The organism is Catellatospora sp. NPDC049609, from assembly GCF_040675365.1.
Lineage (GTDB): Bacteria > Actinomycetota > Actinomycetes > Mycobacteriales > Micromonosporaceae > Catellatospora.
Map to the genome: position 1 here is coordinate 1 of NZ_JBFAOU010000412.1, position 2171 is coordinate 2171.

At 69.6% G+C, this 2171-nt stretch carries 2 protein-coding genes; both read right to left on the reverse strand.

Annotation, left to right across the window (positions count from 1 at the left end; translation table 11 throughout):
* Positions 1 to 41: 41 nt before the first annotated feature.
* Complete coding sequence (gene istB / locus AB0J67_RS40725; RefSeq protein ID WP_363491119.1) at positions 42 to 869, reverse strand: IS21-like element helper ATPase IstB; 828 nt, start codon at positions 867 to 869, stop codon at positions 42 to 44.
* Positions 869 to 2101, reverse strand: coding sequence for an IS21 family transposase (gene istA, locus AB0J67_RS40730; protein ID WP_363491121.1), 1233 nt, complete (start codon positions 2099 to 2101; stop codon positions 869 to 871). The genes istB and istA overlap by 1 nt, the downstream gene beginning before the upstream one ends.
* Positions 2102 to 2171: the final 70 nt, after the last annotated feature.

Below are 2171 nucleotides of genomic sequence, written 5' to 3' on the forward strand. Positions count from 1 at the left end.
CTAGCGACGGCCGAAAACTGACCCCCTAGCTGGTTCGGTTCCTATCGGTGGTCGTGCTTGTCGGCCGGTGGGACTGGCCGGCCGAGGTCTCGGTTGCGAATGCGATAGCTGTCGCCCTTGAGGCTGATGACCTCGGCGTGGTGGACCAGGCGGTCGATCATCGCGGCGGCGACGACCTCGTCTCCGAACACCTCGCCCCAGCGCCCGAACGGCATGTTCGACGTGACGATCAATGAGGCCCGCTCGTAGCGGGACGACACCAGCTGGAAGAACAGGTTCGCGGCCTCGGCCTCGAACGGGATGTAGCCGACCTCATCGATGATCAGCAGCGGGACGCGGGCCAGCTTGACCAGCTCCTGATGCAGTTTGCCGGTGTGGTGGGCCTCGGCCAGCCGTGCGACCCATTCGGCTGCGGTGGCGAAGGCGACCCGGTGGCCGGCCTGGCAGGCGCGGATGCCCAGGCCGGTGGCCAGGTGGGTCTTGCCGGTGCCGGGCGGTCCGAGGAAGATCACGTTTTCTTTCGCGGCGATGAAGTCCAGGGTGCCGAGGTGGGCGATGGTGGTGCGGTCGGCGGAGCGCTGGTGGTCGTAGTCGAACTCCTCCAGGCTCTTGCGGGCCGGGAAGCGGGCGAAGCGGATGCGCTGCTCACCGCCGGAGGACTCGCGGGAGGACACCTCCCTGGCCAGGCAGGCAGCGAGGTACTCCTCGAACGTCCAGTTCTCCGCGCGGGCGCGTTCGGCGAGGCGTTCGACGGCCGCGGCCAGGGCTGGGGCCTTCATCGCGCGGGTGAGGTAGGCCAGTTCGGTGGCGGTGTCGCGGCTGGTGCGCTGCTTGGCGTCGGTGTCTGGGGCTTTGGCGCGTGGGGGCATCAGGCCACCTCTTCGAGGTCGACGCCGAAGATGCGGTCGTAGCTGGCCAGGCTGCGCTGTTCGACCTCGGTGGTCGCGCCGCGCTGCCGGACGATACTCAGGTGCGCCTTCCGCAGCCGGGCGGCTTCTTCGGCGTGGGCGGGGTCGGTGATGGTCTGGTGCGGTGCCCAGCTGCGCTCATGCCGGGCGACCGGCTGCCCGGCGCAAGACACCGTGACGGTGTCGAGGTCGGCCACGACGTCGACCAGGCGGCCGATCGCCGACGGGTGCACGGAGTAGTCGCAGGTCTCGACCCTCACCCAGTGGTCACGGCCGAGCCGGACCTGGTGCCGCCAGCCCAGCGCCGGCGCGACCGGCGGCAGGGCGACCATCGCGGCCCGGTCGGCGCCCAACCGATCGACGGGCCGACACTCGATCCGCCGGTGATGGCGCTGGTTGGCCAGGCCCAGCCAGTCGGTGAGCTGGTCGTTGAAGTCCCGCGGCGAGGCGAAGACCCGGCCAGGCAGGAACGAAGTCTCCAGGTAGCCGTTGGCGCGTTCGACCAGGCCCTTGGACTCCGGGTCTCGCGGCCGCAGCTGCACCACTTTGACGCCGAGCGTTCCGCGAAACGCCTCGAAGTCCCTGCTGAGGGCAGGCCGGCCCGCCTTCCACGACCCGACCGCGGGCTCGTTGTCCCAGACCAGTGCCCGCGGCACTGCGCCAAGACCGGAAAGCAGGGCCCAGTGTCCTGCGACAAGGTCGTGAGCCTGCCGCGACGGGATCATCCGGGCCATCAGCCAGCGGGAGTAGCCCGACACCATCACCAGCACCGGCGGACGCGCCGCCCGCCCGCCGCCGACCGGGACGTCAGCGGGCGGAAACCACAGATCGCACTGCGCCAGCTCTCCCGGCTGATAAGTCGTCCGCGACACCGGATCGACAGGCTGATACTGCGGCCGCAGAACCCGCACCCGTTCCTTGAGCACCGTCAGCCCACGGGTCCAGCCGATACGTTCGGCGATCACGGTTGCAGGCATGTCCGGCGTCGCGGCCAGCAGCGTCCTGATCTGCGGCTCGACCGAGTCCACGACCGAACCCGCCGGCTTGCGGACGTACTTCGGCGGCTCGGCCGCGGACAACGCCCGACGGACCGTGTTCTTCGAGATCTTCAACCGACGAGCGATGGCCTTGATCGGCATCTGCTCCGACCGGTGCAGTCGGCGGATCTCCGCCCAGTCCTCCACGCTCAACACCCTCCTGATCATTCGGAGGGGGTCAACATTCACCCGCCGCCAGGGGGTCAGTTTTCACGCGTCGCCGACA

Bases quoted from the DNA above. Each gene is read 5' to 3' on its own strand.
- istB (WP_363491119.1), bottom strand. From the start codon at position 869: ATGCCCCCACGCGCCAAAGCCCCAGACACCGACGCCAAGCAGCGCACC.